The sequence below is a fragment of the Chromobacterium paludis genome, from assembly GCF_008275125.1.
GTDB classification, from domain to species: domain Bacteria; phylum Pseudomonadota; class Gammaproteobacteria; order Burkholderiales; family Chromobacteriaceae; genus Chromobacterium; species Chromobacterium paludis.
The window spans coordinates 1877237-1903681 of sequence record NZ_CP043473.1 but is presented as its reverse complement, the minus strand read 5'-3'; the positions used below and the strand labels follow the sequence as shown (position 1 = coordinate 1903681).

22 protein-coding genes, 2 tRNA genes and 1 pseudogene are annotated in these 26445 nt (G+C 63.0%); 10 read left to right on the top strand and 15 right to left on the bottom strand.

Going from position 1 to position 26445, the window contains the following annotated elements:
• The first annotated feature begins 168 nt into the window (after window positions 1-168).
• The 5 genes from FYK34_RS08675 (at window position 169) to FYK34_RS08655 (ending at window position 4619) form a co-directional block, all read left to right on the top strand.
• The gene (locus tag FYK34_RS08675) at window positions 169-684 is read left to right on the top strand and encodes a MarR family winged helix-turn-helix transcriptional regulator (protein WP_149295999.1); all 516 of its coding nucleotides are present in this window, start codon (window positions 169-171) and stop codon (window positions 682-684) included.
• 38 nt (window positions 685-722) lie between these two features.
• Window positions 723-1403, top strand: coding sequence for a paraquat-inducible protein A (locus FYK34_RS08670; protein ID WP_149295998.1), 681 nt, complete (start codon window positions 723-725; stop codon window positions 1401-1403).
• The gene (locus tag FYK34_RS08665; RefSeq protein ID WP_149295997.1) at window positions 1400-2044 is read left to right on the top strand and encodes a paraquat-inducible protein A; all 645 of its coding nucleotides are present in this window, start codon (window positions 1400-1402) and stop codon (window positions 2042-2044) included. The genes FYK34_RS08670 and FYK34_RS08665 overlap by 4 nt, the downstream gene beginning before the upstream one ends.
• Window positions 2045-2415: 371 nt before the next feature.
• Window positions 2416-4044 (top strand): PqiB family protein, encoded by a 1629-nt coding sequence (locus FYK34_RS08660; protein WP_196782661.1) that lies wholly within the window; start codon window positions 2416-2418, stop codon window positions 4042-4044.
• Window positions 4041-4619 carry a PqiC family protein gene (locus tag FYK34_RS08655; RefSeq protein ID WP_149295995.1) on the top strand — a complete coding sequence of 193 codons (579 nt, stop codon included), beginning with the start codon at window positions 4041-4043 and terminating at the stop codon, window positions 4617-4619. Before FYK34_RS08660 ends, FYK34_RS08655 begins: the two co-directional genes overlap by 4 nt.
• Window positions 4620-4737: 118 nt before the next feature.
• On the opposite strand, the gene FYK34_RS08650 is transcribed toward FYK34_RS08655, so the two are convergent.
• The 6 genes from FYK34_RS08650 to FYK34_RS08625 all read right to left on the bottom strand — a co-directional run bounded on the left by FYK34_RS08650 (window position 4738) and on the right by FYK34_RS08625 (window position 12962).
• Window positions 4738-5547 carry a bestrophin-like domain gene (locus FYK34_RS08650; protein WP_149295994.1) on the bottom strand — a complete coding sequence of 270 codons (810 nt, stop codon included), beginning with the start codon at window positions 5545-5547 and terminating at the stop codon, window positions 4738-4740.
• A gap of 129 nt (window positions 5548-5676) precedes the next feature.
• A complete protein-coding gene (locus tag FYK34_RS08645; RefSeq protein WP_149295993.1) occupies window positions 5677-7107 on the bottom strand; it encodes a putative bifunctional diguanylate cyclase/phosphodiesterase in 1431 nt (476 codons plus the stop codon).
• 17 nt (window positions 7108-7124) lie between these two features.
• Entirely contained in the window at window positions 7125-8711 is a 1587-nt protein-coding gene (locus tag FYK34_RS08640; protein ID WP_168209688.1) for a methyl-accepting chemotaxis protein, read from the bottom strand.
• Between the two features lie 73 nt (window positions 8712-8784).
• Window positions 8785-10314, bottom strand: coding sequence for a DHA2 family efflux MFS transporter permease subunit (locus tag FYK34_RS08635; RefSeq protein ID WP_149295991.1), 1530 nt, complete (start codon window positions 10312-10314; stop codon window positions 8785-8787).
• 10 nt (window positions 10315-10324) lie between these two features.
• Complete coding sequence (locus tag FYK34_RS08630) at window positions 10325-11467, bottom strand: HlyD family secretion protein (protein ID WP_149295990.1); 1143 nt, start codon at window positions 11465-11467, stop codon at window positions 10325-10327.
• 43 nt (window positions 11468-11510) lie between these two features.
• The gene (locus FYK34_RS08625) at window positions 11511-12962 is read right to left on the bottom strand and encodes an efflux transporter outer membrane subunit (protein ID WP_231137408.1); all 1452 of its coding nucleotides are present in this window, start codon (window positions 12960-12962) and stop codon (window positions 11511-11513) included.
• A gap of 88 nt (window positions 12963-13050) precedes the next feature.
• Here FYK34_RS08625 and FYK34_RS08620 point away from each other — a divergent pair, with 88 nt between their 5' ends.
• Complete coding sequence (locus FYK34_RS08620; protein WP_149295989.1) at window positions 13051-13689, top strand: TetR/AcrR family transcriptional regulator; 639 nt, start codon at window positions 13051-13053, stop codon at window positions 13687-13689.
• Window positions 13690-13833: 144 nt separating this feature from the next.
• Window positions 13834-14493 (top strand): TetR/AcrR family transcriptional regulator, encoded by a 660-nt coding sequence (locus FYK34_RS08615; RefSeq protein WP_149295988.1) that lies wholly within the window; start codon window positions 13834-13836, stop codon window positions 14491-14493.
• A 49-nt stretch (window positions 14494-14542) separates the two neighbouring features.
• Here the strand turns inward: FYK34_RS08615 and FYK34_RS08610 are convergent, their stop codons facing one another.
• On the bottom strand, window positions 14543-15481 hold the full coding sequence (locus FYK34_RS08610; protein WP_149295987.1) for a GGDEF domain-containing protein: 939 nt from the start codon (window positions 15479-15481) through the stop codon (window positions 14543-14545).
• 116 nt (window positions 15482-15597) lie between these two features.
• Here FYK34_RS08610 and FYK34_RS08605 point away from each other — a divergent pair.
• A pseudogene (locus tag FYK34_RS08605) lies at window positions 15598-16465 on the top strand (IS5 family transposase); the annotation flags it as partial.
• On the opposite strand, the gene FYK34_RS08600 reads toward FYK34_RS08605, so the two are convergent.
• The 3 genes from FYK34_RS08600 to FYK34_RS08590 all read right to left on the bottom strand — a co-directional run bounded on the left by FYK34_RS08600 (window position 16434) and on the right by FYK34_RS08590 (window position 18160).
• Window positions 16434-17450 (bottom strand): tyrosine-type recombinase/integrase, encoded by a 1017-nt coding sequence (locus FYK34_RS08600; protein ID WP_149295986.1) that lies wholly within the window; start codon window positions 17448-17450, stop codon window positions 16434-16436. The pseudogene FYK34_RS08605 and the gene FYK34_RS08600 overlap by 32 nt on opposite strands.
• A gap of 162 nt (window positions 17451-17612) precedes the next feature.
• A tRNA-Thr gene (locus tag FYK34_RS08595) sits at window positions 17613-17688 on the bottom strand.
• Between the two features lie 46 nt (window positions 17689-17734).
• On the bottom strand, window positions 17735-18160 hold the full coding sequence (locus FYK34_RS08590; RefSeq protein ID WP_149295985.1) for a hypothetical protein: 426 nt from the start codon (window positions 18158-18160) through the stop codon (window positions 17735-17737).
• Window positions 18161-18430: 270 nt separating this feature from the next.
• Between FYK34_RS08590 and FYK34_RS08585 the strand changes: the two genes are divergently transcribed.
• Window positions 18431-18503, top strand: a tRNA-Thr gene (locus FYK34_RS08585).
• Here FYK34_RS08585 and nudC read toward each other — a convergent pair.
• From nudC to FYK34_RS08570, 3 genes are read right to left on the bottom strand one after another with little or no spacing between them, the layout of a single operon-like run.
• Window positions 18503-19306, bottom strand: coding sequence for an NAD(+) diphosphatase (gene nudC, locus FYK34_RS08580; RefSeq protein WP_149295984.1), 804 nt, complete (start codon window positions 19304-19306; stop codon window positions 18503-18505). The two genes, FYK34_RS08585 and nudC, sit on opposite strands and share 1 nt — an antisense overlap.
• 26 nt (window positions 19307-19332) lie before the next feature.
• Window positions 19333-20466 carry a YbdK family carboxylate-amine ligase gene (locus FYK34_RS08575; RefSeq protein WP_149295983.1) on the bottom strand — a complete coding sequence of 378 codons (1134 nt, stop codon included), beginning with the start codon at window positions 20464-20466 and terminating at the stop codon, window positions 19333-19335.
• The gene (locus FYK34_RS08570; protein WP_149295982.1) at window positions 20459-21664 is read right to left on the bottom strand and encodes a cation:proton antiporter; all 1206 of its coding nucleotides are present in this window, start codon (window positions 21662-21664) and stop codon (window positions 20459-20461) included. The genes FYK34_RS08575 and FYK34_RS08570 overlap by 8 nt, the downstream gene beginning before the upstream one ends.
• Before the next feature lie 92 nt (window positions 21665-21756).
• On the opposite strand from FYK34_RS08570, the gene FYK34_RS08565 reads away from it, so the two are divergent.
• Window positions 21757-22578 (top strand): M90 family metallopeptidase, encoded by an 822-nt coding sequence (locus FYK34_RS08565; protein WP_231137407.1) that lies wholly within the window; start codon window positions 21757-21759, stop codon window positions 22576-22578.
• Here FYK34_RS08565 and FYK34_RS08560 read toward each other — a convergent pair.
• Together FYK34_RS08560 and katG are read right to left on the bottom strand one after the other, a co-directional pair.
• Window positions 22575-23888 (bottom strand): MFS transporter, encoded by a 1314-nt coding sequence (locus FYK34_RS08560; protein ID WP_149295980.1) that lies wholly within the window; start codon window positions 23886-23888, stop codon window positions 22575-22577. The two genes, FYK34_RS08565 and FYK34_RS08560, sit on opposite strands and share 4 nt — an antisense overlap.
• 183 nt (window positions 23889-24071) lie before the next feature.
• Window positions 24072-26282, bottom strand: coding sequence for a catalase/peroxidase HPI (gene katG, locus FYK34_RS08555; protein ID WP_149295979.1), 2211 nt, complete (start codon window positions 26280-26282; stop codon window positions 24072-24074).
• Window positions 26283-26445: the final 163 nt, after the last annotated feature.

The window sequence follows — 26445 nt, the reverse complement described above, 5'->3', positions numbered from 1 at the left end:
GCCCACTAAACTTTACCGCATAGTTTAATTAAGCATTGACGAGGTGTTTCTGCTTGTTATAAATTTACTGAGCAGTTTAGTTAATTGAAGGCCTCTCATCACGCTGCGGCTGTGCGGCGCCATGTCAGAGGACAGGTTTGCATCTTCAAATCACGAGCGAAGACACTGATGAATTACGCCAATCTTCCCGGTCCGGGTTCGTACAAGCTGGTTGCCGAGCGCATACGCCAGGTCAATCAGCGTCTGCCATGCGAGACGCCGCACAATGTAGACCTTTTCCACCAAGTCGATCACTTGTGGAAATGGCTGATGGCCTGCATGAGCCAGACGCTGTTCCTGAACCAGCTGAAGCCGGTCAGTTTCTTCACCTTGCTGATGCTGTATAGCGAAACCGACGGCTGCATGACGCCTACCTTCTTGGCCGAATGCCTGGGGGAGGGGCGCTCCAATACGACGCGCATCTGCGACGAACTGGTGAGCAAGGGCTGGATATGTCGCAAGAAGGGCGAGGAGTTCGACAGGCGGCGAGTCGAGTTGATATTGACGCCGCAGGGGACCGCCATGGTTGAGACGCAGTTGTTGCGCTTGCGGGAACTGGCCGATATCGCCTTCGATCCCCTGGACGATGGCGAAAGGAACGCCCTGGGGCATTTGCTGACGAAACTGGCAGCTTTCGCCGAGTAGCGCGGCCTGGTCCAACGGCAACAGGGGCGATGGCCGCAATGAAAACCGTAAACATGGCAAGGCGCGAGGGCGGGTGCGGGGAGGCGAAGCGGGATGGACTTTCGCTGGTGGCCTGCGAATACTGCGATGCCGTATATCGGCGGACGGAACTGGTGCCGGGTTGCTGCGCGGAGTGCCTGCGCTGCGGAGGCCGGCTGTACCGGCAAGCCAGGCTGGATCATGCGCATCAGCTGCCTTTGTCGCTTGCGGCTTTGCTGCTATTCCTGATCGCCAATGCCAACCCTATCGTATTGATGAGCCTGAGAGGGACGCGCGTCGAAGCCACGCTGTGGGACGCCGTGCAGGCGCTGTATATGGACGGCATGGCGCCGGTGGCCGCCCTGGTCGGGGTGACCACCATCCTGTTTCCGCTAGCGGAGTTGCTGCTGCTGATCTACTTGCGGCTGGCGCTGGTCCGGCGCCGCATCCCGCGCGGTTTTGCGCGCGTGTTGCGCTGCATCCAGTGGGTTCGGCCCTGGGGCATGATCGAGGTGTTCATGGTGGGCGTGCTGGTTACCGTGGTGAAGCTGTCCGTGATGGCCGAGGTCTTGCCCGGCGTGGCGCTATGGGCCTTCGGCTTGCTGGTTTTCCTGCTGGCGCTGCTGTTGTCGTTCGACCTGCCCACGCTGTGGCGGCAGCTGGAACGGGCGCGCGCCATGGAACAGGGGCTGAGGGAATGAGCGCGCGCGCGGCTGACGCCGTGCCCACTGCGACGGCACTGGGTCTGATTTCGTGCCATGCCTGCGGCGCCTTGAGCCCGCGTGAGCGGGAGCAGGGTCCTTGTCCACGCTGCGGGGCCGCTCTGCATCATCGCAAACCGAACAGCCTGGCGCGGTCCTGGGCTTTCCTGATCGCCGCGCTGGTTTTGTATTTCCCGGCGAACCTGCTGCCCATCATGGTCACCCAATCCATCTTCGGTGTATCCCGCGACACGATCCTATCCGGCGTCATCTATTTTTGGACATCGGGGGCGCAGGGCCTGGCCTTGCTGATTCTGACGGCCAGTGTGGTGGTGCCTCTGCTGAAGATGATGATCCTGGCCCTCTTGCTGCTGTCGGTGCGTCGTCGCTCGACCTGGCGCTTGCGCCAACAAACGCGGCTTTATCGTCTGGTCGAGTTGGTCGGCCGCTGGTCCATGCTGGATGTCTTTGTCGTTGGCCTGCTGGCGGCGCTGGTGAGGGCCGGCGCGCTGGCCACCATCGTGCCGGGCACCGGCGCGCTCGCATTCGCCTCGGTGGTGATGCTAACCATGCTGGCTTCCCGTAGTTTCGATCCGCGCTTGCTGTGGGACGCGCAGGACGCGGGCGATGATGCTGTCTAGTCCGGCCAAGCCGGTTTGGTGCGGCAGACGGTGGCGCGGGCTTGCTGCCGCCGCGGCGTGCGGCTTGTTGCTGCTGCCTTCGGCAGGACGGCAGGACGGTGCCGCCAGCCCGCAGGCCCAGGCCGCGTTTGCCTTCACCGCCTGGCGCATGGACTCGTCTACGCCGCTGGATCCCCCGGTTACGCGGGAGGGGCCGTTCGCGGCTGGCCTGCTGGTCGTGGGGAGGCGTGAGAACGTCCTGGCCGATCTTGCATCCTGGACGGCTTGTCCGACGGCTTTCTCCGGGGTGTCTGTCCGGAACTGCGCCGCGCCTAAGCGCCCCATCGTGAATGACGATCCACGCTTGTCATGGTTTTTGCTGGATATGGATGATGATTAAACTGCATACTCTCCGCTTCTCCCCCAGGCCGCCGAGGCCGGCGCGTCGCCGGCCGTCCCGCTGGCTGCCTTCCCTGGTCTGGCTGGTGCCCATCGTGGCGGCGGCGATAGGCCTGTCCTTGTTGATTCATGCCCTGATGGTCAGTGGGCCGGAGATCACCGTGACATTCCGCACGGCGGCGGGACTGGTGCCCGGCAAGACGCCGGTGCGTTACAAGGATGTTGAAATCGGCCTGGTCAAGGCGGTGCGGCTGGCTGACGATCTCTCACATGTCACGGCCACCATTGACCTGAGCCAGGATGCCCGGCGCTTCGCTTCGCGGGGCGCTCGCTTCTGGGTGGTGCGGCCACGTTTTGCCGCTTCCGGTATTTCCGGAATGGAAACCTTGCTCTCTGGTGCCTATATCGCGGTGGACGCGGGAGGATCGCCGCAGCGGGAGCAGCACTTCGCCGGGCTGGATGTGCCGCCTGTGGTCACCACTGACGCCACGGGCAAGCAGTTTGTCCTGCAGGCGGCGGACCTGGGCTCGCTGGATATCGGCTCTCCGGTCTATTACCGCCGAGTGGAGGTTGGCAAGGTCGTGGCGTACCAGCTATCCCCGGATGGACGGGACTTGTCGCTGCGCGTGTTCGTCGACAAGCCTTACGACAGGCTGGTGACGGCGGATACCCGTTTCTGGCATGCCAGCGGGATTGACATCAAGCTGGACGCCGCCGGCATCAAGGTGAACACGCAATCGCTGGCGACCGTGCTGATGGGCGGTGTGGCCTTCCAGACGCCGGATTACGCTAGGCGCGCCGCCCCCGCCAACGAAAATACCCAGTTTCAGCTCGCCCAGGACCAGACCGAGGCGATGAAGACGGTGGATGAGATGTCGCCCATGCTGGCGGTGTTGAATTTCGACCAGTCCGTGCGCGGATTGTCGCCCGGCGCGCCGGTGGATTTGCGCGGCGTGGAGGTTGGCAAGGTGCGCTCCATCGGCATTGAGTACCGGCGAGATAAGGAAACCTTCCGCTTACCGGTGGTGGTGGAACTATACCCGTCGAGGATGGGGCTCAAGCGCAAGGATGTGGGCGACGATCAGCATGCCCGGACCATAGCCGAGGCGCTGAGCAAGCGGGGGCTGCGCGCGCAGCTGCGCACGGGCAGCTTGCTGACTGGCCAGCTCTATGTGGCACTGGATTTCTTCCCCAAGGCGCCGCCGGCCAATATCGATTTTTCCGGCGCCATACCAGAATTGGCCACAATACCCGGCAGCTTCGACCAGTTGCAGAACAAGATGGAGGATATCGTGAACAAGCTGGACAAGGTGCCGTTCGACCAGATCGGCCAGGAGTTGCGCGTGAGCATGGCTTCCTTGAACCAGATGCTGGGCAATGCCAATCAGTTGGTGTTGCAGTTGCATGGCGATGTGGCGCCACAGGTCTCGGCGGCCCTGCTTGACGTTCGCAAGACGCTGAACGAGGCGGATCATCTATTGGCGGCGGATGCGCCGACGCAGCGGGACGCACGCCGCATGATGCAGGAACTGACGCGAGCGGCTGTGTCCCTGCGCACCCTGACCGACTATCTGGAGCGCCACCCGGAAGCCGTGGTCCGCGGCAAGGGGGATACGCCATGACGACGCGCCGGAGTCTGCCGGCCATGCTGCTTGCCGCCGTCTTGCTGAGCGGCTGCGCTTCGCCGGAACCTCGCTACTACACCCTGGCTGCCGCGAGGGACGGCATTCAGGGCGATCCAGGCGGCGCGCCAATGTGGATAGAGGTGGCGCCGGTGCGGGTGCCGGAGCGCCTGAACCATTCCAACCTGATGCTGGATGAGGCAAATGGCAGGCTCAAACTGCTGGAGCGGGACCTCTGGTCCGCGCCCTTGCCGGAGGAGATGCGGGATGCCCTGTCCCGGCGTCTGCGGGAAGGCTTGAACGCGGTGGATGTGTATCAGCAGGATGCGCCGGCCAAGGGGCCGATGTTCCGGATCTCGGCCCAGTTGGTCGGCATGCAGGCCGGGATAGGGATGGCCGCCCGCGCGGAGCTGTGCTGGACGGTGGAGCGGCGGCCGGATGGGCGCGTTGCAGCGGGCTGCACGCGCTCGGCACGGCCGGCGGCCGCCGGCGTGGAGGATGTGGTGGCGGCTTATCGCCAGGCCGTCACCGATGCTGCAGCTGACATCGGATCGGCGCTGCGCCGCATGCCCTGAGGCGAGGCAGGTCCGTGGGGGAGCGAACTCGGACGCTGCGCTCACGCAGGAGGCGGATGGAACGGATGGCGGGCGCACCCAGCGCCCTGGCGGGAGGACTGCCAGGGCGCTGATTTTTTTAGATGAAGGAGTGCCGCGGAGCAGGTAAGTCGTCTGGCGTGGCATGTTCTTCTTTGTCTAGCGACTCCAGCAGCAGGTCGAAGGGGGAGCGGGAAACCTTGAATATGCCCTGACAGGGGTGGGTCAGCTCCAGGATCAGAAAGTTGGCGCTGGCGATGGCGACGGCGCCCAGACACAAGATGAAGAAAGAGAGCGTATCGCCGCCGTTCAGTATGCCGTACAGGAAGAACAGCAGGCAGGCCCAGCCGAAGACGATGACCAGCAGCAGGGACGGAATCTGGTTGGACAGGCTGCGGATGATGTTGGACTGGATGGTGATGAAGTTATTGGAATACTGGCGGATGGCGTTCAGGTCGTCGCGGGTGACGTTGCGGAATGACTCTGAATGGGTGTTGATTCTGAGCAATGCCTCGATGTCGCCTAACAGGTCTTTGTAGTCCAGCTCATGCAAGGACACGCCGCGCTTGTTGGGCCAGTAGCGGTTCAATACCCGCAGCACGACGCCTTTCAGCATGGTCCGGCATGGTTTGGCGTCTTCCGGGAACTGCTTGAGCAAGAGATCGATATTGGCGGCCGCCGCCGCTAGGGCATTGAAGTCGCTCTGGTGGCTGTTGAAGGCGGCGTAAGACGACGAGACCAACAGGCCTAGCACGATGGAAAACAGGGTGCCGATCAGCGCGGAGATGGAGCGTATCAGGTCGCCGGAGCCGGCGCCGACGATATGGAAGAGTGCGTGCAAGCCGCAGCCAGCGGTGGCGAACAAGAAAGTGGCGACGGCGATCAAGAGGCAGTGATTGAAGGTCTTCATGGTGAAAGCGTGGATTCTTGGGTGGAATTGGACGGCATTCCTATCGGCGAGGGCGTGCGCGGGATGGGCGCTGCCCCTAAGCCAGCTTAGGACGGGCGCGCCGAAAAGTAATGGTGGGCGGGCTGCGGCCTAATGCGAGGCATGGGGTGCCCACGTATGAGGCTGAAATCCTTGGGCCAGCGAGAGGAAAGTTTCCGGCGGCAAGGGGCGGCTGAACAGATAGCCTTGCAATTCGTCTACACCCAGCTTACGCAGGAAGAGGGCCTGCTCGCCTGTTTCCACGCCTTCGGCCACGGTCTTCATGCCCAGGGTCTTGGCCAGGGCGATGATGGCGCGCACGATGGCGCCGGCGTCCGTGTCGCCCGGGGTATCCGCCACGAAGCTTTGATCGATCTTCAGCGTATCGATGGGAAAGCGGCGCAGATAGCTGAGCGAGGAATAGCCGGTGCCGAAGTCATCCAGCGACAGGCCTACGCCCAGGCGCTTCAGGGCGCGCAATTGCTCGATGGCCCATTGCGGGTCCTGGGCCACGGCGGACTCCGTCAATTCCACATTCAAGATGTCCGGCGTGCCGCCAGCCTGGGCCAGCGCGGCGCGCACATCGTCGATCAGCTGCGGGCGCTGCAGGTCTATCGCCGACAGATTGACGGCGACGCTGAGGTTAAGTCCCGCGCGCTGCCATGCGGCGGCCTCCGCCAAGGCCTGGCGCAGCACCCATAGGCTGATGTCCGTAATGGTGCCGTTTCGTTCCGCCAGCGGAATGAATTCGGCGGGCGAAATGTCGCCCAGCTGCGCGTCGCGCCATCGGACCAGCGCCTCCGCGCCGTGCACCCGCCCGTCCCGCGCACCCACCTTGGCTTGCAAGGCCAGAGATAGGGCACCTTGCTGGATAGCGCTGGGCAGGCGTGCCTGGATTTGATATTGCCGCTCCTGTTTTTGGCCAAGTTCCTGGGTGAACAGGCGGACACCTCCGCGCGGGTTATGGAGCAGTTCATCCTTGGCCGCAATGTAGCCGGCCTGGATCAGACTTTCCGCCTGCTTGCCGACATCCTCGCTTCTGGCCAGGCCGATGGAGACTTCCAGGTGGAAGACATGGCCTCTCCATGCCAGGGGCTGGGTCAAAGCCGATCGCAGGCGCTCCGCCAGCGCTAACGGATCTGGGGCGGCGCTGGCGGCGACAAACAGCTCCCCTTGGATGCGGGCGGCCAAGCCCACATCTTGCATGGTTTCCTGCAAGCGCTGCGCGATGATGAGCAGGGCATGCAGCGCTGCCGCAATGCCGTGTTGTTCGCCTATCTCGTTGATGCCGAGCACCAACAGGAAGATCAGGCTGCATTTTTCGCCCTTGGCTAGGGCCTGGTCTGTTTTTTCGATCAGCCAGTCCAGATTGGGCAGGTCGGTTTGAATGTCGTGCGTCGCCTGATAGCGCAGCAGCGCTCGGACCACAGGGCTGGCGTTTTCCTTGGCGAGCCAGGGATACGCGTGTTTCGCGTTGGCGGCGGATAGCAAAATGCTGTCTTGGGGCATCTCCGTCCACTCCTCGTCTGTCGGTTGGTGCATGATGAAGGCATTCCCGTTTAAAGAGAATGCTCGAAGCGGCTGGTCATGGCGTGTAATTGCTGCGCCGTATGCCCCAGCTGTCGCGCCGCTTTGTGGATGGACTCTACGCTGCTGCTGTTTTGCTCCACTAGCTGGCTGATTTCTTCGATTTTCCCCGCGACTTCGCTGGAGCTGTGTTCTTGCTGCTGTAGCATGGCGGCGATATTGCGCGAAGAGGACTGGATGCCGTCAGCGGAGCGCTGAATCGCGTCGTAGGTCTCGCGGCTTTCATTCATCAGGCTATGGCTGATCTGGACTTCGCCGGCGGCCATCGCCATGGCGGACAGGGTGTTGGCCGTACAGGTGCCGATGCGTTCGACAGTGGCGGTGATCTCCACCGTGCTGCTGCTGGTGCGCTCGGCCAGCTTGCGCACTTCGTCGGCTACCACGGCGAAGCCGCGGCCGGTTTCCCCGGCGCGCGCGGCCTCGATGGCGGCGTTCAGGGCCAGCAGATTGGTCTGATCGGCGATTTCCTTGATGATCTCGGCCAGGTTCTGGATGGAGGCGACTTCGGATTTCAACTCGGTGATCAGTTGCTGCGCGCTGTCCATGCGCGAAACCACTCCTAGCGATGCCGTCTGTGTATCCACGATCTGTCCCAGGCCTTGCGAGACCTTCTCTGCGGTCAGAGTGGCCTGGCCGGCGCTGCTTTGAGTGGCGAGGGAAATCTCGCTGACCGACTCGGTCAGCTGCTCTATCGCCGCCGCCATGGTGCGGACGCTGTCCGCGCCCAGGTGGATGCGCTGGTTGGCCATGTCCACTTGGTCGTTGAGCGCGTGGGACTGGGACTCGACATGACCGGCGATGCTCAGGATGTCGGCGAAGACGGCGCGCAAGCCCACCTTCATCGACTGGATGCCGATGAGCAGCCGGAAAAACTCGCTGGAGGCGCGAGTGTCCAGCTCGAAACGCAAGTCGCCGGAGGCGATCTTGAGCAGGGCCTCCCCCGATCGCTTCATGGGCGGAACAATGCCTAGCCAGGTCCACAGGCCAAGCGCGGGCGCGGCCAGCACGCCGGCGCCGGCGGCCAGCCATCGCCCGTGATCGCCCAGGCACAGCGCCGCACCAAAGCATAGTGCGGGCAGCAGGGCCATCAACGCCAAGCGGGCAGTGACTGAGGTGTCGCGCCGATAGCGCGTTGCCGGAAAGCGGATGCTGCGGTGGTTGACGGCCTGGTACAGGGCGTTGGCCTCGGTTATCTGCCTGGGTGTCGGGCGTGTGCGCACCGACATATAGCCCACTTTGCGGCCGTCTTCGATGAGGGGCGTGACATAGGCCTCCACCCAGTAAAAATCGCCGTTCTTGCAGCGGTTCTTGACGATGCCGCGCCAGGGCAGATCGGCCTTGAGCGTGCGCCACATGTCCTCGAACGCCTCGGCCGGCATGTCCGGATGGCGGATGAGGTTGTGGGGCTGGCCCAGCAGTTCGTCTTGGCGGTAGCCGCTGATCTCGACGAAACTTTGGTTGGCGTGCAGGATCACGCCCTTGAGGTCGGTGAGGCTGACCAGGGGGCATTTGGGATCGAGATGGTGTTCCTGGTCCGTAATGGGTTGATTGTTGCGCATGGGCGCTCCCTCTAAGTTCGGGCAAGGCGGCGCCATGCCCCAAAGTCGTGAAACTCTGAATGGTTTGCCCGCGTTAGTGCACGTTGCTGGTGTCCGCCACGCGGGTCGGTTTGGGAGCCAGCCAGACGAAGCAGGCCGCTACGACGAAGGACAGGCCGCTGATCCAGAACATCTCGTTGGTCGACAACATGATGCTTTGCGCGTCCACCAGGCTGTTCAGCATATTGCGCGCCGGTTCGACGCCGAAGGCCGCGCTCATCTGGCGCATGGCCTCACCACTGGAGTCCACCATGCCGGTCAGGATGTCGTGATACTTCTTGGCCTTGTCGTCCCAGCCAGTGGTAACCAGCGAGGTGGCGATGGCACCCGACATGGTGCGCAGGAAATTCATCAGGCCGGCGGCGGAGGCCATTTCCGCCTCATCCACGCTGGACATGGCCAGCCCGATCAGCGGGACGAAGAAGAACGGCATGCCCAGCCCTTGGAAGAACAGCGGCATGGACACCTGCCAGAAGCTGACGTCGGTGGAATTGAAGCTGCGGAACAGGGTGACGCCGCCCAGCCACATCACGCCCATGAACACCAGGGGGCGCGGGTCCATGCGGGTGGTCAGGTGGGCAACCAACGGGGCCGCCAACACGGACAGCACACCGCTGAGCGCCTGGGCGATGCCCGCGTCGGTGGCGGTGTAGCCCATATAGCTTTGCAGCCATTGCGGCGTCAGCACAGTGGCGCCGAAGAACGAACCGAAGGCGAGCGCGATGGTCGTCACGCTGACCCAATAACCGCGGTGGCGGAACACTCTCAGGTTGACCACCGGGTTGCGGTCAGTCAGTTCCCAGATCAGGAAGGCGATGAAACCTATCGCGGCGATGACGGCCAGGTAGACGATTTCCGTGGAGGCGAACCAGTCCAGGTCCTTGCCTTCGTCCAGCATGATCTGCAGCGCGGCCACCCACACCACCAGCAAGCCCAGGCCGACGGCGTCGATGCGCGAGTTTTGCCGCGTGCTCTCCTGCCCTTTGAGCAACTGCCAGCCCATGCAGCCACATACCAGCGCGATCGGCACATTGATGTAGAAAATCCACGGCCAGCTCACTTGGTCGCACAACACGCCGCCCAACACCGGCCCCAGCACCGGCGCCACCAGCGTGGTCAGACTCCATAGACCAACCGCGACGTTGGCCTTTTCCTTGGGGAATATCTGCTGCAGCAGGGTTTGGGACATCGGCATCAGCGGGCCGCCGGCCAGCCCCTGCAAGACGCGGAACAGCAGCAGCATTTCCAGCGATTGCGACAGCCCGCACAACAGCGAGAATAGGCCGAACAACATCATGGACGTAATAAACAGGCGCACCGTGCCGAAGCGGGCGGCTAGCCAGCCGGTCAAAGGCACGGTGATCGCCTCGGCCACTGCGTAGGAGGTGATCACATAGGTGCCCTGATTGGCGGCCACGCCCAGGCCGCCGGCGATATTGGGCACCGACACGTTGGCGATGGTAGTGTCGAGCACCGCGATGAAGTTGCCTGCCGACAGCGCGATCGCGGCGAGCCACAGCGTGGCGCCGGTTAGCGGGGAGGCATGCGTCGGGGAGTGGGACATGACCGTTTCCTCAATTGGCTCGGGTGTCTATGGTGGCGGTCATGGACAGCCCGACCGATAAGGGATGGGCTTTCAGTTCAGCCGGGTCTAGCTCAATGCGGACAGGCAGGCGCTGTACGACCTTAATCCAATTGCCGGTGGCATTCTGGGCAGGAATCACTGCGAAGGATGCGCCGGAGCCGCCGGACAGACCGGCCACCTTGCCGTGGTACTCGACGCTATCGCCGTACAGGTCGGCGGTGAGCTTGACCGGCTGGCCGACGCGGACTTTCTCCAGCTGCACTTCCTTGAAGTTGGCGTCCACGTGGGCTTGCTGCAGCGGCGCGACGGCAAGCAGGGGCGTGCCGGCCTGAACCCGCTGGCCCACTTGTACCTGGCGCTTGGCCACCACGCCGTCCACCGGCGCCCGTATCACCGTGCGCGCCAAGTCCAGCCGAGCCTGGTCGCGCCTGGCGCGCGCCAACGCCACTTCCGGGTTGGATTCCACCGTGGTGTTGTTGGTCAGCGTCTGGCTGCTCTTCAGCGCATCCATGGCAGCGCGGTAGTTGGCGTCGCTTTGGCTGGAGGCGGCCTGAGCGGCGCGCAGGCCGGCCTCGGCCACGGACAGCGCGTTTTGCGCGTTGCTCAGTTCTTCCGCGGACACCGAGCCGTTCTTGGCCAGGGCCAGGCGACGTTGGAAGTCGAGTTGGGCCCGCTCCAGATCGGACTTGGCGGAGACGAGCTGGGCGGAGGCGCGGGCTTGTTCGGCCTGACGGGCCTGCACCTGGGCCGATTGGTTTTCGTTGTTGGCGAAATAACCTTGCACGCGGCGCTCCGCGCGTTCCAGGTCGGCCTGGGCCAGGGCCAGGGCCAGCTTGGCATCGCTGTCGTTGAGCACGACCAGCACGTCGCCTTTCTTAACATGCTGGGTGTCCACCACGTAAACGGCGCGCACGGTGCCGGCCACCTCGGGGGTGACCTGGGCCACCTCGGTCGCCACATAGGCGTTGTCCGTACTCACATAATGGGAGGCCACCAGCATCCAGTAGCTGCCGTAGCCAATGGCGGCGACGGCAAGGGCGACGCCCAGCTGGACAAATAGTTTCTTGCGGCGAGTGGGCAGTTTGTCGGCAGGCATCTCGGAGGCGGGCAGGGTTTCGGTTTGGGCGCTCATGGGGTTGATTCCTTGGGTGACTTAGGAAGTGTTCGTTTGCGTATCAGAGGCTTGCGGCGCGATATCCGCCGCCCAGTGCCTTGATCAGCGCGATGTCCTGCATGAACTGCTGGCTTTGCAGGTCGGTCAGGACGCGACGGGTGTCGATGACGCTGTCTTCCGCGTTCAGCACCGTCAGATAGTTGGCCAGGCCGCCGCGGTAGCGGTCGTTTGCCACGCGGTAGGCTTCCTGCGCCGCCTCCAGCGCGGCTTTGCGTTGCCACAGCTGCGGCTCCAGCGTGCGCTGGCGGGTGACGGCGTCGGCGACTTCGCGCAGGGCCTGGATCAGGGTCTGGTTGTAGCTGGCTACGGCGGCGTCGTAATCGGCGCGGGCGACGCGATATTCGCCCTGCAGCTGGCCGCCGCGGAAAATCGGCAGATTGATGGCCGGGCCGATGCCGGCGATGCCGGAGCCGGACTTGGCCAGCAGGTCGAACGCGCCAAGCGATTGGCCGCCGGCGTAGGCTGTCAGATTGACGTTGGGGAAGAAGCCGGCGCGGGCCACGTCTATGCGTCTGGCCGCCGCTTCGGCGCGCAGGCGGGCTGAGGCCAGATCGGGACGACGGCCGATCAGCTCTGCTTGCACAGTGGCCGGCAAGGCTTGAGGGTGGCTGAGATCGACGGTAGGCCGGCGGATGGTCAGTCCTCGGTCGGGACCGGCGCCGAGCAAGGCGGCCAGGCTGTTGCGTTGTAGAGAGATCGCCTCGTCCGCGGCGATCAGGTCTGCCTCCGACGCGGCGCGGCGGGATTCCGCCTGCTCCACGCTGCCCAGCGTTTCCAAACCGTGCCATTGCCTGTCTTTCAGCAATTCCACGCTGTTGCGGCGCACCTGCACCGCTTTTTCCGCGGCGTCGCGGTCTGCGTACAGGCCGGCCAGTTGCGCGTAACCCGTGGCGATGGCGCTGGTCAGCATCAGGCGGCTTTGGGCGGCCTCGGCCCGCGCGGCTTCAAGCTCGGAGGTGGCGGCGGCAAGCTGGGCGCGGTTTTTGCCCCAGAAGTCGATTTCGTAGCTGAAGTCCAGCGCCGCGCGGGATGCGCTGTTGAAGCCTTGGGGGGCCAAGGCTTTGGGCACCCCGTTGTTGTAACTTTGCTTCAGGCGGCTTGTGCTGGCGTTGAGGTCCACACCGGGCAGCAGGCTGGCGCCTGCGGTTTGAGCATAACCTTCTGACTTGAGAAGACGCGCCTGGGCCGTTGCCAGGTCCGGCGAGTGGGCCAAGGCTTCGCTCATCATCTGGTCGAGTTGGACATCGTGGTAGCGGGTCCACCATTGCTGATCCGCCCAGTTCTGGCCGGCACCGCTCAGGCTGCGCGAGCTTGCCGACGCGGCCGTCTCTCGCAATTGGGGCTTGGGGCCCAGGTCCGGGATGGCGGCGCAACCGGCAAGCGCCCCGCCGAGTGCCAGCATCGCGCCGCAGCGCGCCATCAAATTGACTGAGTGTCCTGCATGTGCGTTCATTTTCCTCTCCATAACTAAACCACTGGGTAAATTTATATCAATACCGTATAATCGCTGTCAATGATTAATTAAACCAAACGGTAAAGTTATGAGGGTAAAAAGCGAAACCAGGCGGCAAGGCATCGTGCAGGCCGCGGCAACGGTCTTTCTGGAGCGCGGCTACGAGGCTGCTTCCATGGCGGAGATTGCGGCCCGGGCGGGGGGGTCTAAAGCCACCTTGTACAGTTACTTCCCCTCCAAGGAGGAACTGTTCCGTGTGGTAATGAAGACACAGGCTGAGCACCGCATGATGAAGGCATTTGGCAGCCTATCGCCTTGCGATGATCTGGAAGGAACGCTGCAGCGCTTCGGCGAGCATTATCTGAGCGTGATCTTGAGTCAGGACCTGCTAATCATGCGTAGTATCGTGATGGGAGAAGGGCCGCGCTCCAGCATGGGCAGGCTGTTCTTCCAGAGTGGCCCTGCCGAAGGCTGGGGCCAGCTCGCCGCATTTCTGGAAGGGGAGATGGCGGCGGGACGTCTCAGGCGCGCCGCATCATGGCGGGCGGCGTTGCACCTAATCAATCTGCTGGAAGCGGACTTTTTGGAGCTGTTCATCGCCGGGGGGCTAGCGCAGCCCGGGGCAAGGCAGATCGCCGAGTCGGTTGAAGCGGCGGTGCAAGTGTATCTACGCGGCTACGAGGCTGCGCCTGGAGGGGGTAGGGCCGCTTTGCCGGACGTGGCTTAGCAGTTTCTGCCGCCTATCCATTCAGCCTCCTCTGCAAGAAGGCTGCGGGACTCTCAGCGGTATAAGTTGACTCTGAGGTATGTTTATAGTGCTAAAATAAGTGCCACGGCAAGTTAAGCTTGCAGCATCTATTCTGGGGGCGATATGCGGGTGAAAACGGAGAGCCGTCGTCAGGCCATAGTCGAAGGCGCGGCGGAAGTCTTTCTCGAACATGGATACGATGCGACCTCAATGGCGGAAATTGCCGCGCGTATAGGCGTGACCAAGCCAACGCTATATGGCTACTTCCCATCCAAGGAGGAGCTGTTTGAAATGGTCATGAAAAAACTGGCCATCGATTTGCTGGCCTCCTCGTTTGAACATCTGAGCCCTGATAAGGATATAGACCTTACATTACAGCAGTTCGGCGAGCATTTTCTCGTCTGCATGCTGCAGCCCAGTCTGGTTACGTTGCGAGGCATCATCATGACCGAAGGGCGACGCTCGGGGCTTGGACTGTTGCTGTATGACAAGGGATTGGCTTCGCAGATAGACAGATTGGCCGACTTCCTGTGTTCGGAGATGGACGCGGGGCGTTTGCAAAAGGCCAAGCCCACGACGGCCGCCGCGCACCTTCTGGGTATGCTCGAGTCGGAATATCAGCGACATTTGCTGGGCGCGGCGTGTGAACAGCCGACGCGGGAGCAAATCGCAGAGTCAGTGCGGGATGCGGTTGCGGTATTCTTGCGAGGCTACGCACCTGAGCGCAAGCGCAGGACCAAGACAAAGACCGCAGAACAGGCAACCGTGGAAGGGCGAGGCTAGATTCCCGTACCCCGCGGCGAGGACGCATTCCCGATTTTGTCGCGTGGCTTCATCGTAGGGGGCGATAGACGGCCAACTGGTTCCTGCCAGCCACCTTGGCCTGGTAGAGGGCCTGGTCCGACAAATGAATCCACCCTTGCAAAGTGAGCGACTCATCGTCGGGGAGTTGCATGATGCCTGCGGAGAAGGTGTAGCTGAAGCCTGCGGCCACGGCATCCGGCGGCTTGCGGGCAAGTTCTTGGCGTACCCGCTCCAGCACCTGCAACGCTTCATCCTGCGAGGTTTCAGGCAGCAGTACGGCAAACTCTTCGCCCCCTAGGCGGCCGGTTTCGTCCTCCTTGCGCAGATTGTCGCGCAATAGCCCCGCGAAGTGTTTCAACACCTCATCGCCCTTGGGGTGGCCATATTGGTCGTTGATCCGCTTGAAATGATCGAGATCGAGAATGGCCAAGGTGGATGGGTGGTGATGGCGTAACGCTCGCTGGTATTCGCAGTCCAGCCTTTGCATGAAGTAGCGCCGATTGGACAAGCCGGTGAGTTCGTCAGTCCAAGCTTGTTTTTCCAGCTCTTCCTGCGCAGAGCGAAGCGCGTATTCGGTCTGCTTCAAGCGAGTAATGTCATTGCCTACCAGGACCAACTCGCCCGATGGATTGACCTGTTCGGTTATCAGCAACCATCTGCCATCCACCAGGTCAATTTCGAAACTGCGAAACTCTGCCGAGCGGTAGGTGCTATGTACGGTCTCCAGCCATTCTTCCAGCGAAAAGCCATGGGTTTTGGCACCCACGCCACGCATATACATCCAGCTCATCAGGTCATTGAAGTGGCAGCCCAAGACTTGTCGGTCTAGAAGGCCGAACATTTCAAGGAAGGCATGGTTGTAGAAAATGACCAAATCATCGACATCCACGACTGCGATGCCATTCTCGCTGTGGTCGATGTGTTCGATCAACACCTTCTGCAGCTGTTCTGTGATAACGAAATCCATATTCTTATATCCCCCCCCAATTTTATCTTAGAACGTGTTCACGATTATTGTGGTTTTGTATCGGCACGGCGCTGTTGCACAAATCCGCCCGTCCTGCGGCTTGGTAAGATAGCGGCATGACCAAGCCCGCCCCGAAACGCTACCGAACCACCAACTGGAAAGCCTACAACCAAGTCCTGATCCAACGCGGCTCGCTGTCCGTCTTGCTGGACACGAGCATGTCATGGCAAGCCACTCCACGCGGCAGGCGCGGACGGACGCAGACCTATAGCGATGCCGCCATTCCATTCTGCCTGACCATCAAAAACCTGTTTGGACTGGCGTTGAGGCAGACCATCGGCTTCGTGCAAAGCCTGCTCAAGTTGGCGGGTCTGGACTGGGGCGTCCCCGACTACAGCACGCTATCCAGACGGCAGCAGACGCTGCAGGTCAAGATTCCCTACCAGAAAAGCTCAGGCGCGCTGCACCTGCTGGTGGACAGCACAGGCATCAAGATGCTGGGCGAAGGCGAGTGGGCAGCGTGCGAAACTTTAGACTCGTTCAGCGATAACCAAGAAGCATGGCGCGGAGTATCGTCGGCAATGGCGCAAAGTGTATCTGGGCATCGATGCGGAAACCCTGCAGATCCACGCCATCGAGGTGACAGATAACCGCCAGGGCGATACGCAAATGTTGCCTTCGCTATTGACGCAAATCCCGGCCGATGAGCCGATAGCCTGCGTGAGCGGCGACGGGGCTTTCGATACCAAGGCATGCCATGAGGCGATTGCCGCACGCGGCGCGATCGGGTGCATTCCGACCCGCAAGAATGCGAGGCCATGGAAAGGAAGTTCGCTGGGTGTGCTGGCGCGGAATGAGATTCTGCGGGCGACCAAGCGATTAGGCAGAGCGATCTGGAAACACTGGAGTGGCTACCATCGCCGCAGCTTGGTGGAAACCAAAATGGGTTGCTTCAAACGGTTGGGTGAAAGGGGTCGTTGTCGCCGGCAAAAATCAGCTCAAAACGGCCTGTGATTGGATGGATAGAATCCAGTTCCGCGATGGCTTGATGCGACAAGGGGACGACGTGGGGAGTCCGCATCTTTGCCCCTCTGGTAGAGTAGCGGACGCCCTCTATCGGCTTGCGCGTCGGGGGAATAATCCAAACGCCACGTTCAAAGTCGATTTCCTCCCAGCGCGCCATCCTCAGTTCGCTTGACCGCAAAAATGTCAGTAGCGTGAGGCGGAGCGCCGCTCGGGTAAGCGTTCGGCCCTTATAGTCGCCAATGCTTTTTACTAGGGATGGCAACTGATCTAGTGGTAACGCGGCCCGGTGCTGTTTTTCCGGTACTTTCAGCGCGCCTTGCAGATCCAGCGCTGGATTGCTGGCAATGCGGCCCGTCTGCACAGCGTAGCGCATAACGGCGACGAGGTGCTGCTGTAGACGGTTGGCAACATCAAGCGCGCCGCGCTCCTCCACCTTGCGTAACACATCAAGCAGATGGTGAGTCTTGAGACTATCAACAGCCTCTTTGCCGATGAAGGGGAAAACGTCCATTTCAAATCGACGCAGGATGCGGTTGGCATGATCGGGTACCCAGCGTGCGCGATTGTTGTCGTGCCACTCCCGGGCTACACACTCTATGTTGTTTTCCGCCTGAGCTTGCTCCAAGCGCTTCGACTCGGCCTTTTCTTTGCCAGGATCGATGCCGCTGTCTAGCAGGCGTTTGGCCTTGTCGCGCGCTTCGCGTGCCTCTTTCAGGCTCATCTCAACGGCAGAGTCGATCACATTGCCTTGCGAGTCAAATTGCTGCGGGCCGCAGTACACGCCCAAGGCTAGCAGCTTCTCTTTGCCCCTAAGGTAATAACGCCAGCGCCAGTACTTGGATCCGTTGGGAAAGATCCACAAAAAAAGCCCACCACCATCTGCTTTCTTGGCAAGTTTGGAGGAGGGCTTGATGTTCTTAACCGCCTGTGCAGTGAGAGACATGGGGTATCTCCTTTATCGAACTAGCGATGTACCCCGAAATGTACCCCGGAATTGCGTTGGAAGCTATCGGAATCGCCAGGACAGCATAGGAAAGAAAAAGCCCGCAAACGCTAGCGTTTACGGGCTTTTTTGGAATTCCCAGGAAGACCTAGGAACAAGAATTGGTGCCGGCGGCAGGAATCGAACTCGCGACCCCCTGATTACAAGTCAGGTGCTCTACCAACTGAGCTACACCGGCGAAGAGGAGCGCATTATGCCTTGCTGTTTATGGCTTGGCAATAGGCTTAATGCGTTTTTTTATGCTTGCGGTGATGCTTGCCGGCTGGCTTCTTGTTTTTATGGGTATGGCCTTTATGCGCCTTGGCCGGTTTGCGCACGTGCTTTTTCGCGTGGCTGGCCTTGGGGGCCTTGGCGGAGGTGCGGGCCGGCTTGGCTTTGGCGTGGCGTTTGCCGGCGTGCGGCTTGGCCGCGTGTTTCTTGGCGTGGGTCTTGCCGGATTTGGCGTGGGATGCTTTGCCCTTGTACTTGTGCGCCTTGGTGGCATGGGGCACGGCGGCGGCCTTGGCGCGCGGCTGGTGCAGCGGCTTGGCGGCGGGGGCGGGCTGGAAGTCGCCGGGGAGCGGCTGGTCTTCCGGTTCCGCTTGGCTCAGGGGGCTGGCCAGGGCCAGGCCGATGGCGACGAGCGGGGAAATGAGCGTGATCAGTTTCATGTTTTTATCGGTTGGAGTGAGATAAAAGCGACGATCAGGATCGTGGCGCGACTTGCCTATTTTAGCATGGTGGAGGCTGACGGCCAGGCGTTGGGCCGTTAGCGCCGCCGCTGGATCCGTCGCGGCGGCTGCGCGGAGCCATGGTTCGCTTCTTGAAAGCGGCATCGAGAGCGTCCCTTGGGACTGTCGACAAAGCCCTTGATTCGGTCTTGCGCTTTTTGCCGCGCAATTGCCGGCGCTTGTCTCGGCGCGTCTTGGCTCTAGCGCTGTGCGGCCAGCGGCTGGACCGCTAGCGCGCCTGGCTTGTCACTAGAGGGGCGCGGGTTCGATTCCTGCCGCCGCTTATGCCGACGCGGCGCCGTTGCCGCGCATCTGCCCGCAGGCATGCTCGATCAGATGGCGAGCGATGGAGATGGGCGTAGGCAGCGTGGGCAGGGTGTCGATGTCGAACCAGCGCGCGTCTTCTATTTCGCCTTCTTGCGGGTGGATCTCGCCGCCTTCGTACTCGGCGATGAAGGCCAGCATCAGCGAGTGCGGGAAGGGCCAGGATTGGGAGAAGGCGTAGCGCAGGTTTTTGATCCTGACGCCCACTTCCTCGAAGGTTTCGCGATGCACGCATTCTTCCAGCGTTTCGCCGGGTTCGACAAAGCCAGCCAGCGCGCTGTAGACGCCGGGCGCGAAGTGCGGGCTGCGGGCCAGCAATAGTTCGCGGCCGCGCTGGACCAGCACCATCATGGCCGGCGAGATGCGCGGATAGTAGACCTGGCCGCAGCTGGGGCAGTGTCGGCCAAGTTGGTCGTGGCTGACGGCCAGCGGGGCGGCGCAGTGGCCGCAAAAGCGGTGGCTGCGGAAAAACTGGCGCAGCTGGGCCGCGCGGGCGGCGGCCTGGACCTGGCTGGCCGGCATGGCCATCAGGGCGGGGCGCAGCGACAGCCATTCCCCGTCGGCCGGCGGCGCGCCCACCAGCTCCGCCATGAACAGATTGCGCCCCTCATGGACGCCGAGAAAGCGCTGCGCGGTCAGCGCGCAACCGGCCGGCGCGGCGTCGGGCAGGGACTGGCCGCGCAGCCACAGCTGCGCGCCGTCGAAAACGCACCAGCGCGCGGGCAGGTCTGGCGCCGGGTGTTCGGGAAGTTCAAATGCCATGATGCGAAAGTCATGTGAGCGGAGGCTCAGTTTACGCCCACTCCGGGCGCCGCGTACATCCAGTGTTCGCTTTGCCGTCTCACTACTTCGCTGAGCGAGCCGCTTTGCTCATGCACCTGGCGCAGCCAGCCGCTGTCGCTATGGCATTTCAGCGCTTTTTGCCGCAAGGCGGCCAACTGGCGCTGGCTGCCCAGCGCCTCGGCGTGGGGCTCCAGCGCGCGCAGGGTGTCGAGCAAGTCGTCCTGCAGGCCGCGCTGCTGTTTGCTGCGCGCGTCCACCAGCATGCCGTCGTAGCCGAAGCGGCAAGCCTGGAAGCGGTTGTAGCTGTAGGTGAGATACGGCTCGGGGCAGATGTCGTCCCAGCCTTCTTCAAAGCAGCGCCTGGCCAGCATCTGGGCGTAAGCGGCCAGCAGCACCGGCGTTTCTATCGACAGCGGAGTATCGCAGATGCGGATCTCCACCGTGCCGTATTCCGGTTTGGGGCGGATGTCCCAATAGAAGTCCTTCATGCTGGCGACGATGCCTAGCGACTCCATGCGCTCGAAGTATTGGTTGAACTCATCCCAGTTCTTCACCACCGGCATGCAGCCGGACAGCGGGAAGGCGTTGACGCTGGTCAGGCGCGAGGTCTGGAAGGCGGTGTCCACGCCCTGGTAGAAAGGCGAGGAGGCGGACAGGGCGATGAAGTGCGGGATGTAGCGCGCCAGGTAGTGGGTGAGCCGCACGGCCACGTCGCCATCCGGGCAGCCGATGTGGATGTGCTGGCCGTAGACGGTGAACTGCTTGGCCAGGTAGCCGTACAGTTCGGAAACCAGATGGTAGCGCTCCTTGGGATAGATGCGCTGGTCGTCCCAGTGCTGGAAGGGGTGGGCGCCGCCGCCGGCCAGGCCCAGATTCAGCTTGTGCGCACTGTCCACCAGCAGTTTGCGTATGGCCAGCAGCTCTTCCAGCATGGCGTTGACGTCGCTATGAACGGCGGTGCCGATCTCTATCATGCCCTGGGTGATTTCGGGCTTGATGTCGAAGCCGTGCGGCTTGCGGTTGATCTGCAGCAGCAGATCGTCGGAACCGCGCGTCAGGTTGTAGTCGCGGCGGTTCAATATCATCAGCTCCAGCTCCACGCCCAGGGTGAGGGGCTGGCTTTGGGTGAATTCAAGCATGGCTGGCTCCTGCGGTCTCGCCGGCCAGGCGCAGGGCCAGCCGGCTGAAGATGGGGGCGAAAATCTCGTTGATCAGCAAGGCGGCCATCAGCGCGGCGCTGAAGTTTTGAGCCGCCTCGCCCAGCGACACCATGCCCAGGCCCAGCAGCAGGGCGGAGCCGCTGTTCATCGGGCTCAGCGCCAGGCCCAGCAGCGCGCCCTGCTTGCGCGACAGGCCGTTGCCGCGCGCGGCCAGCCACCATACCAGCATGCCGATGCCGCTGCGCAGCAGCAGGCACAGCAGCGCCAGCTGCCAATGCGAGGCCAGCGCCTGCGGCGACAGATGGGCGCCGGCGGAGACGAAGAAGGCGACGGTGAACACATGGCTCAGCGACAGGATGCCGGGTTCGCTGACGGTGTAGCCATGGCGCATGCCGCGCGTGCTCATGCCGGCGATCAGCAGGGCGAGCAGGGGCAGCAGCTGCAGCATGTCGGCCAGGCCCACCATCAGGGCGATCAGGCCGAACAGCATCACGCGCTGCGCCTCGCGCTGGTGGCCGCCCAACCAGCGGTTCAATTGCGTGGTGAGCAGGCCGGCGATCAGCCCCAGGCCAGCCGAACCCAGAATCAGCCAGCCTGGCATCAGGATGCCATCCTCCACGCTGTGATCGACCGACAGATGGCTGTAGGACAGCGCCAGGGCGAAGCCCGTCATGGCCAGCAGGCTGGATAGCGCGGTGGCGGTCAGCAAGCGCTCGCTGACCTGGCCGTCGGCGTGGGATTCGCGCACGATCTCCAGCACCACGATGGGCGAGGTGGCCATGCCCAACGCGGCCAGCATCAGGCTGGCAGGCGCGCCAAAGCCGGCGCCGTTCAGCAGCGCGAACAGCGCGGCGAAGACGAGCAGGCAGTACAGGAAGGAGGTGGCCAGCAGGGTTTTTTCCACGCGCAGCCAGCGCAGGTCCACGCGGCGGCCGGCTTCGAACAGGGCGATGCCCAGCGCCAGCTGCACGAAAAGCGAGGCTTCTTGCAGCAATTGTTGATTCAGCAGATTCAGGCTGTAGGGGCCGATGATCAGGCCGGTGACGATGTAGCCGGTGATGGCGGGCAGGCGCGCGACGCGCACTGCGATTTGGCCGCCTATCACGCCCAGCGCCAGCAGGATGCCGAACGCCGCCAGCGGGTTCAGCATCAGGGTGTGCCAGATGGGAAGGGTCATGCTGCTCTCTCCTTTATCGCGGGGGCGGGCATTGAATTGCCCGCGGCCCGCCCTAAGGTTCAATGACTGACGCGATTCCGAGCCAAGAGTTCATGCTATTAGACTGGATGCGCCGCCTGGGCGGCAAACGGATGCCGGCGGGCCTGTTGGCGCGCTTGCGCGAGGAGGCGGCCTGCATGCCGTTGCTAAAAGGGTTGTCGACCGAAGAAGCAGACCGCCTAGTCAAGCTGGCAGGCGAACTGCTGCGAGCCAAGACCGTTACCGGCCTTGAAGATATGGAAGTGGACGACGCCATGCGCTGCCGGCTGGCCCTGCAGCTTGCGCTGCCGGGGATGAACCTGGGCATGCGCGCCTATGACAACTGGCGCGAGGCCGTACTTTACCCGGCCCCCTTCGTGGTGCGCAACCGTTGGCAGGATGGAATCGGCCTGACGCACGAGGCGGAACAGGTGCTGATAGGCCAGGCGCACTATCAGGGGCCCCTGGTGTTTTCCTGGCCGGACGTGCGGGAATCGCCGTCGCTGGACGGCTGGAATGTGGTGATCCACGAGACGGCCCACCAGTTCGATATGCTGGATGGGCCGGCCAATGGCGCGCCGCCCCTGCACAGGGGAATGGACCGCAAGGAGTGGAGCCGGGCGTGGAATCAGGCCTACCGCCAGTTCTGCCACGCGGTGGACCATGGGCGGGACGGCTGGCTGGACCCTTACGCCAGCGAAAATCCCGCGGAATTTTTCGCCGTGCTCAGCGAGGCTTTCTTCGAGATCCCGCATCTGGTGCTCAGGGATTATCCCGATCTGTACCGGCAGCTGAGCCAGTTCTATCGGCAAGACCCGGCGGCGCGGCTGCCGCCGGTGGAAGAGGCGGCGCTATTGCCGCCTCCGCCGGACGGCATGCCTGCCAGCGCGGACTAGTCCTGCAAGGTCAAGGGCAGGCCGGCTCTCTCCCGGCGTAACAGATACGCGCCTATGGATAGGCCGACCAGGCATTGCGCGGCCAGGTAGTAAGAGGGCGCCATGGCGTCGTATTTCAGCCAGATGGACAGCAGGATGGGCGTCAGGCCGCCGGCGACGGCGTAAGCGACGTTGTAGGAAAAGGACAGTCCGGAAAAACGCACGGCGGCGGGGAAGGCCCGCACCATCACCAGCGGCACCGCGCCGACGATGCCGACGCTGAAGCCCAGCAAAGTGTACAAGGGATACAGCTGGCTGCTGTCCATGGCCAGGCGGGTGTAAAACACATGGCTGCTGGCGCCGAGCAGCAGGCTGCCGCCGAGCAGGGTCAAGCCGCTGCCTAGGCGATCGCTCAGCCAGCCGGCTACTAGGCAGCCCAGGGACAGGGAGACGACCGCCAGGCTGTTGGCGCGCAGCGAGTCCACCGGCAGGATGTTCAGCTGTTTCTGCAGATAGGCGGGCGTCATCAGGATGGCGACCACGATGGCGATGGCGAGGAACCAGGTCAGGAACATGGACAGCGCCACATTGGTCTTGTGCTGCCGCAATACGGTTTTCAAGGGCAGTTCGCGCGACAGCTTTTTGTTGGCCTTCATTTCGGCGAACACGGGGGTTTCGCGCAGCCATTGCCGAAGCTGCATGGCTACCATGCCGAATACGCCGCCGATCAAGAAGGGCACGCGCCATGCCCATTCCGCGATTTGGTGCTGGCTGAAGGCCAGGTTGACGCCGGTGGCGATCAGAGAGCCCAGCAGTATGCCTATGGTCAAGCCGGATGTGATCACGCCGCAGGCGAAGCCGGTGTGGCGGCTGGGCGCGTGCTCCGCCACGAATACCCAGGCGCCGGGGACCTCCCCACCTATGGCGGCGCCCTGCAGGATGCGCAGGAGCAGCAGCAGCAGGGGCGCGGCGATGCCGATGTCGTGGTAGGTGGGCAGCATGCCCATGGCCAGCGTGGGCAGGGCCATCAGCAGTATGCTCAGCGTGAACATGCGCTTGCGGCCGAACAGGTCGCCGAAGTGCGCCATGACGATGCCGCCGAGCGGGCGCGCCAGATAGCCCGCGGCGAAAATGCCGTAGGTTTGTAGCTGGCTCAGCCAGTCCGGCATGCTGGGGGGGAAGAACAGCTTGCCCAGCACCACGGCGAAGAACACGAAAATGATGAAATCGTAGAATTCCAGCGCGCCTCCCAGGGCTGCCAGCGAAAGCGTTTTGTAGTCTTGTTTCCCGAGCGGTCGGGCGGACGGCAGGTTAAGCGGGCGAGCATTCATCAATGGGGGTCCTCTTGTCCTGTTTATGTTCGGCCGCTTGTTTGAGCGCGGCCATGTGGACCAGAGTAATGTAGACCCCATTGTCTGACAATATGGCTGAGGCATTCCGTCAGGCGCGTTGTCTGCAAGGGCGGCGTCAGGCCAGCCGCCCCTCTTGGCGGAGGGCGGCCGGCGACGGCGGGCTTAGCGCAGATCGAAGCGGTCCAGATTCATCACCTTGTTCCAGGCGGCGACGAAGTCGCGCACGAATTTGGGCTGGCCGTCATGCTGGGCATAGACCTCGGCCAGCGCGCGCAGCTGCGAGTTTGAACCGAAGACCAGGTCCACGCGGCTGGCGCGCCATTTCAATTTGCCGCTGGCGCGGTCGCGCCCCTCGAAGGCATCGCGCGCGTCCGACGTCGGCTGCCACGCGGTGCCCATGTCCAGCAGGTTGACGAAGAAGTCGTTGCTCAGGACTTGCGGCCGCTGCGTGAACACGCCCTGATCGGACTGGCCGGCATTGGCGCCCAGCACGCGCAGGCCGCCCACCAGCGCGGTCATTTCCGGCGCGCTCAGCGTCAATAGTTGCGCCCTGTCCACCAGCAGCGCCTCGGCCGGCACGGTGAAGTGCCTGGGCTGGTAGTTGCGGAAGCCGTCGGCCTGCGGTTCCAACACGGCGAAGGATTCGACGTCGGTCTGGGCCTGGGAGGCGTCGGTCCGCCCTGGCGTGAAAGGCACGTCGATGGCGACGCCAGCGGCTTTGGCCGCCGCTTCCACCGCCGCGCAGCCGCCCAGCACGATCAGATCCGCCAGGGATACCCGCTTGCCGCCGTTTTGCGCAGCGTTGAAGTCGCGCTGCACGGCTTCCAGCATGGCCAGCGCGCGGGCCAGCTGGGCGGGCTGATTGACTTCCCAATCCTTTTGCGGGGCGAGGCGGATGCGCGCGCCATTGGCGCCGCCGCGTTTATCCGAGCCGCGGAAAGTGGAGGCGGAGGCCCAGGCCGTGGATACCAGTTCGGCGATGGATAGGCCGCAGGCCAGGAGTTTGGCTTTCAGCTCCGCGATGTCCTGGGCCTCGATCAGCGGGTGGTCCGCCGCCGGAACGGGGTCTTGCCAGATCAGGTCCTCGGCCGGCACTTCCGGTCCCAGGTAGCGCGCTTTCGGCCCCATGTCGCGGTGGGTCAGCTTGAACCAGGCGCGGGCGAAGGCGTCGGCAAAGGCCTGCGGATTCTGGTGGAAGCGGCGGGCGATCGGTTCGTAGATGGGATCGAAGCGCAGCGACAGATCGGCCGTGGTCATCATCGGCGGATGCTTCTTGGATGGATCGTGCGCGTCTGGGATCATATGCTCCGGTTTGACGCCTTTCGCCACCCACTGGTGCGCGCCGGCCGGGCTCTTGGTCAACTCCCATTCATAGCCGAACAGCATGTCGAAATAGCCGTTGTCCCAGGTGGTGGGATTCGGCTTCCAGGCGCCTTCTATGCCGCTGGTGGTGGCGTGGACGCCCTTGCCGGAGCCGAAGCGGTTGATCCAGCCCAGTCCTTGCGCTTCCAGCGGCGCGCCTTCCGGTTCCGGCCCCACCAGGGCGGGGTCGCCCGCGCCGTGGGCCTTGCCGAAGGTGTGGCCGCCGGCCACCAGGGCCACGGTTTCCTCGTCGTTCATCGCCATGCGGGCGAAGGTCTCGCGCACGTCTCGGCCGGACGCCACCGGGTCAGGCTTGCCGTCCGGGCCTTCCGGATTGACGTAGATCAGCCCCATTTGCACGGCGGCCAAGGGGTTTTCCAATTGCCGCTCGCCGGAGTAGCGGCTGTTGGCTTGATCGCTGGTGGCGAGCCAGCTTTGCTCGGCCCCCCAGTAGACGTCCTCTTCCGGCTGCCAGATGTCCACGCGGCCGCCGCCGAAGCCGAAAGTCTTGAAGCCCATGGACTCCATCGCCACATTGCCGGCCAGTATCATCAGGTCGGCCCAGGAAAGCCTGTTGCCGTATTTCTGCTTGATGGGCCACAGCAGGCGGCGGGCCTTGTCCAGATTGCCGTTGTCCGGCCAGCTGTTCAGCGGGGCGAAGCGCTGGTTGCCGCTGCCCGCGCCGCCGCGGCCGTCCGCGGTGCGGTAGGTGCCGGCGCTGTGCCAGGCCATGCGGATGAACAGGCCGCCGTAATGGCCCCAGTCGGCCGGCCACCAGTCTTGCGACGCGGTCATCAAGGCTTTGAGGTCCTGCTTCAGCGCCGGATAATCCAGCCGCCGGAAAGCGGCCGCGTAATCAAAGTCCGCATCCATGGGGTTGGAGGCGGGCGCATGCTGATGCAGGATGTTCAGGTTCAATTGCTGCGGCCACCAGTCGCGGTTGCCGCGCGCGCCGGCCAGCGCTTTGCCCGCATGGGCGCCCGCGAAGGGACACTTCTGTTCCTGGCTCATTGCTCTCTCCTTGCTGTCGGTACAAATGAGGGACTTGTTGAGCCTAGGTTAGTTGACATGCAGCGGCATGGCCATTGAGTAAGTTTTATCGCCGCCATTTCAATTTACTATTGAAATTTATTTTCAAGTTGTTATTGACTATTGATTATTCGGCGGGCTGGCA

Excerpts from the sequence above, each read along its gene's own strand:
- FYK34_RS08650 (WP_149295994.1), bottom strand. The coding sequence starts at position 5,547 with ATGAAGACCTTCAATCACTGCCTCTTGATCGCCGTCGCCACTTTCTTG.
- nudC (WP_149295984.1), bottom strand. The coding sequence starts at position 19,306 with ATGGCATTTGAACTTCCCGAACACCCGGCGCCAGACCTGCCCGCGCGC.
- FYK34_RS08615 (WP_149295988.1), top strand. The coding sequence starts at position 13,834 with ATGCGGGTGAAAACGGAGAGCCGTCGTCAGGCCATAGTCGAAGGCGCG.
- FYK34_RS08675 (WP_149295999.1), top strand. The coding sequence starts at position 169 with ATGAATTACGCCAATCTTCCCGGTCCGGGTTCGTACAAGCTGGTTGCC.
- FYK34_RS08660 (WP_196782661.1), top strand. The coding sequence starts at position 2,416 with ATGATTAAACTGCATACTCTCCGCTTCTCCCCCAGGCCGCCGAGGCCG.
- FYK34_RS08600 (WP_149295986.1), bottom strand. The coding sequence starts at position 17,450 with ATGTCTCTCACTGCACAGGCGGTTAAGAACATCAAGCCCTCCTCCAAA.
- FYK34_RS08670 (WP_149295998.1), top strand. The coding sequence starts at position 723 with ATGAAAACCGTAAACATGGCAAGGCGCGAGGGCGGGTGCGGGGAGGCG.
- katG (WP_149295979.1), bottom strand. The coding sequence starts at position 26,282 with ATGAGCCAGGAACAGAAGTGTCCCTTCGCGGGCGCCCATGCGGGCAAA.
- FYK34_RS08640 (WP_168209688.1), bottom strand. The coding sequence starts at position 8,711 with ATGCGCAACAATCAACCCATTACGGACCAGGAACACCATCTCGATCCC.
- FYK34_RS08665 (WP_149295997.1), top strand. The coding sequence starts at position 1,400 with ATGAGCGCGCGCGCGGCTGACGCCGTGCCCACTGCGACGGCACTGGGT.
- FYK34_RS08620 (WP_149295989.1), top strand. The coding sequence starts at position 13,051 with ATGAGGGTAAAAAGCGAAACCAGGCGGCAAGGCATCGTGCAGGCCGCG.
- FYK34_RS08625 (WP_231137408.1), bottom strand. The coding sequence starts at position 12,962 with ATGAACGCACATGCAGGACACTCAGTCAATTTGATGGCGCGCTGCGGC.
- FYK34_RS08575 (WP_149295983.1), bottom strand. The coding sequence starts at position 20,466 with ATGCTTGAATTCACCCAAAGCCAGCCCCTCACCCTGGGCGTGGAGCTG.
- FYK34_RS08635 (WP_149295991.1), bottom strand. The coding sequence starts at position 10,314 with ATGTCCCACTCCCCGACGCATGCCTCCCCGCTAACCGGCGCCACGCTG.
- FYK34_RS08565 (WP_231137407.1), top strand. The coding sequence starts at position 21,757 with ATGCTATTAGACTGGATGCGCCGCCTGGGCGGCAAACGGATGCCGGCG.
- FYK34_RS08560 (WP_149295980.1), bottom strand. The coding sequence starts at position 23,888 with ATGAATGCTCGCCCGCTTAACCTGCCGTCCGCCCGACCGCTCGGGAAA.
- FYK34_RS08590 (WP_149295985.1), bottom strand. The coding sequence starts at position 18,160 with ATGAAACTGATCACGCTCATTTCCCCGCTCGTCGCCATCGGCCTGGCC.
- FYK34_RS08655 (WP_149295995.1), top strand. The coding sequence starts at position 4,041 with ATGACGACGCGCCGGAGTCTGCCGGCCATGCTGCTTGCCGCCGTCTTG.
- FYK34_RS08630 (WP_149295990.1), bottom strand. The coding sequence starts at position 11,467 with ATGAGCGCCCAAACCGAAACCCTGCCCGCCTCCGAGATGCCTGCCGAC.
- FYK34_RS08570 (WP_149295982.1), bottom strand. The coding sequence starts at position 21,664 with ATGACCCTTCCCATCTGGCACACCCTGATGCTGAACCCGCTGGCGGCG.
- FYK34_RS08610 (WP_149295987.1), bottom strand. The coding sequence starts at position 15,481 with ATGGATTTCGTTATCACAGAACAGCTGCAGAAGGTGTTGATCGAACAC.
- FYK34_RS08645 (WP_149295993.1), bottom strand. The coding sequence starts at position 7,107 with ATGCACCAACCGACAGACGAGGAGTGGACGGAGATGCCCCAAGACAGC.